This window comes from Nocardioides sp. (assembly GCF_034670285.1).
Taxonomy (GTDB): domain Bacteria; phylum Actinomycetota; class Actinomycetes; order Propionibacteriales; family Nocardioidaceae; genus Nocardioides.
Window position 1 is genome coordinate 1 of sequence record NZ_JAXMNS010000409.1, and the last position, 3269, is coordinate 3269.

At 70.1% G+C, this 3269-nt stretch carries 3 protein-coding genes and 1 pseudogene; 1 reads left to right on the forward strand and 3 read right to left on the reverse strand.

The window, feature by feature from the left end:
* Nucleotides 1–128 precede the first annotated feature (128 nt).
* The gene (locus VOI19_RS16735; protein ID WP_323794095.1) at nt 129–983 is read right to left on the reverse strand and encodes a polyphosphate polymerase domain-containing protein; all 855 of its coding nucleotides are present in this window, start codon (nt 981–983) and stop codon (nt 129–131) included.
* Nucleotides 980–1627, reverse strand: coding sequence for a DUF4956 domain-containing protein (locus tag VOI19_RS16740; RefSeq protein ID WP_323794096.1), 648 nt, complete (start codon nt 1625–1627; stop codon nt 980–982). Before VOI19_RS16740 ends, VOI19_RS16735 begins: the two co-directional genes overlap by 4 nt.
* A 165-nt stretch (nt 1628–1792) precedes the next feature.
* Here VOI19_RS16740 and glgC point away from each other — a divergent pair, with 165 nt between their 5' ends.
* Nucleotides 1793–3028 (forward strand): glucose-1-phosphate adenylyltransferase, encoded by a 1236-nt coding sequence (gene glgC, locus VOI19_RS16745; RefSeq protein WP_323794097.1) that lies wholly within the window; start codon nt 1793–1795, stop codon nt 3026–3028.
* 59 nt (nt 3029–3087) lie between these two features.
* Here glgC and VOI19_RS16750 read toward each other — a convergent pair.
* Nucleotides 3088–3269 (reverse strand): annotated as a pseudogene (locus VOI19_RS16750) (mismatch-specific DNA-glycosylase); the annotation flags it as partial.

The window sequence follows — 3269 nt, forward strand, 5'->3', positions numbered from 1 at the left end:
CGCGCCGGCCGCAGAGGTGGGGCTGCAGGCACTGAGCCCGCCGGCGGTGATGGCCAGGGCGGCCAGGGAGGCCGCGCCCTGCCGGACGGTGCGGCGGACGGTGCGGCGGAAGAAGGGGGTGCGGAGGTTCATGCCGACTCCTCGGTGTGGTGGTAGGTGACGTGCGACTGGAGCTGCTGGGTGCGGACGCGGTGCCAGCGGTGGGCGGGCAGGTCGGGCAGCAACAGGGCCAGCCCGGTGGCGTACTTGGAGATCCGCGTGGGCCGGTGCCCCTGAGCCCACAGCGCGCGATCGACGCCGGTGCGTGCGCCGGTGGTCTTGGTCTCGATGACGGCCAGGCCCGGCACCCGGGCGATGTCGCCGCTCCAGGGGAGTGACCAGGTGAGGTCGAGATCGATCGTGGCCCGTGAGCTCGAGCTCGGGAGCCACAGCGTGCTGCGGACGTAGGTAGTGCGCAGGGTCGGTACGAGCGTCGAGACGTCCACGTGGGAGAGGCCAGCGCGGTGCAGCTCGGTCTCCACGAACCCGTCGTCGGCCGAGGTCAGCGAGGGTGTGGCTCCGTCGAGAGGGACGGCGCGGCCGGTGCGGGCCATGACGGTGGTGCCGCGTGGTCCGCGGGTCTTGACCTCGGTGAACGCCGCGTCGGTGTCGAGGTAGTGGCGGGTGCGGATCTTGAAGCGGTGTCGCCGGCTCCGCGCCGCTCGCCAGTAGGCCTCCAGCTCGGGGGTGTCGAGGTAGGTCGAGTCGTAGCGCTGGCGTCGCAGCCCGTCGATCTCGAGGACCTTCAGGTTCGGGTCGAGCGCCTGGAACGCGGTCATCAGGGAGGGCAGCGCGTGCGTGGCGACGACGTACTTGCGATCGGTGCGCGTCATCAGCGCCCCCTCGCTCGTGAGCTCCTCCAGGGAGGTCGCAGCGAGCCGGTCGACCGGGAGTCGGTGCTGATCCACCGAGGGGGTTCCCGGGTCGACTCCCGGGCTGATCATGCGCCGGCCCCCACGGTGATCGGCCCGGTGGTCGGCCCGGTGGTCGATCCGGTGGTCGATGCGGTGCCGGCAGGGGAGAGGTTCTTCCGCGGTGAGGAGATCACGATGCGGCGCCAGCGGACGTCGACCACGGTGGTGTCGTTGACGAGGTCGATCTTCTGCACGACCACCTTGGTGACCTCGCCGCCGAGCTGCTCCTCCACGACGGCGGTCAGCAGCGTCTCGTCGGTGTAGGCGCCGTCGAGCACCAGCAGCTGCTGCTGGTCGCGGCTGTAGAGGCGCGGGCTGTCGGCCCCGGCGATCACGGCGACGACCAGGGCCATGAGCAGTGCGGTGGGGGCGAGCTCGAGGGCACCGAGGCCGCCGAGCAGGCCGAGGGTCAGGGAGGCGAAGTAGTAGGCAACCTCGTGCTGGCCGAGCTCGATGGAGCGCAGTCGAATGATCGACAGCACCCCGAACAGGCCGAGGCCGAGACCGAGGGTGGCATCGCTCGACACCAGCGCCGTGGTCACGGCCAGCACCCCGACGTTGACGCCGAGGAACGCGACGAGCAGCTCGCGGCGGCGGTGGCGGGGGTAGTAGACGGCGAAGCAGAGGAGACTGATGGCGATGAGATCGGCCAGGGCGAGGTAGAGCGAGTTCACGGGTGGTCCTTCCGTCGTTCACGTGGTGCCGGTGGTGGTTCCGGGGGCTGGTGATGTAGAAGGTGCCGTGCTTGTCGGGGCGTGGGCTGCCAAGGACCTGTGGGCCGGCTGTGACTCTGGCGAGGCGGGTGACGCGGGCCACGAAAGGGGCGTACGTTGGCTCAGGTGAGCGCGCGCCCGAAGGTCCTGGCCATCGTCCTTGCTGGTGGAGAGGGTAAGCGGCTCATGCCGCTGACAGCCGATCGAGCCAAACCGGCGGTCCCCTTCGCCGGCATCTACCGGCTGATCGACTTCGCGCTCTCCAACGTCGTCAACTCCGGCTACCTCCAGGTCGTCGTGCTGACGCAGTACAAGTCGCACAGCCTCGACCGCCACGTCACCCAGACCTGGCGGATGTCGTCGATGCTCGGCAACTACGTGGCGCCGGTGCCGGCGCAGCAGCGGGTCGGCAAGCACTGGTACCTCGGTTCGGGCGACGCGATCTTCCAGTCCCTCAACCTCATCAAGGACGAGAAGCCCGACATCGTGGTGGTCGTCGGCGCCGACCACGTCTACCGGATGGACTTCTCCCAGATGGTCAGCCAGCACGTCGAGAGCGGTGCGGCGTGCACGGTCGCGGCCATCCGTCAGCCGATCGCCATGGCCGACCAGTTCGGCGTCATCGACGTCGTGCCCGACGACCCGCGGCGCATCCGCGACTTCCTCGAGAAGCCCACCGACCCGACCGGGCTGCCCGACAGCCCCGGTGAGGTGCTGGCCTCGATGGGCAACTACGTCTTCGACGCCGACGCCCTCGTGGAGGCGGTCACGCGCGATGCGACCACCGAGGGGTCGAAGCACGACATGGGCGGCGACATCGTGCCGTCGTTCGTGCGGCGCAACCAGGCGGCCGTCTACGACTACCAGGACAACGTCGTGCCCGGCGCGACCGAGCGCGACAAGGGCTACTGGCGCGACGTCGGAACTCTCGGGTCCTACTACGCCGCCCACATGGACGTCGTGTCGCCGCTGCCGATCTTCAACCTCTACAACTTCGACTGGCCGATCTACACCTCCTACGGCCCGCAACCGCCCGCCAAGGTCGTCGCGTCCGGCGGTCGCGGCGCCCAGATCGACGAGGCGGTCCTCTCACCTGGGGTCGTGGTCAGTGGTGGCCACGTCAGCCGCTCGGTGCTCTCCCCGGCGGTGCGCGTCGGCGAGGGCGCGTCGGTCGAGGGCTCGGTGCTGATGAACGGCGTCATCATCGGGGCGGGTGCCGTGGTGCGCAACGCGATCCTCGACAAGAACGTCGTCGTGCCCCCCGGCGCGGAGATCGGCGTCGACACCGATGCCGACCGCGCGCGTGGCTTCCTCGTCGAGGACGGGCTCACCGTGCTCGGCAAGGACCAGCCGTTCGGCTGACTGCTCCGATCCACCGCTGACTCTGCGTCTGGTGACACCAGGTGTCACCAGACGCAGAGCTAGAGGACGCCGGCGGCTCGAGCGGGCTCGGCGTAGGCAGCAGCGAGGGTCTCGACGGTCTCGTGGGCGTTGAGGCCGCTCGGGGTGGGCACGACCCACAGGTCGGTCCCCGCGAAGGGGCCGTCCTCGTCGGCCGGCTGGCGGCCCCTCACCGCCTTCGGGTGCCCGAAGGCGGTGCGAT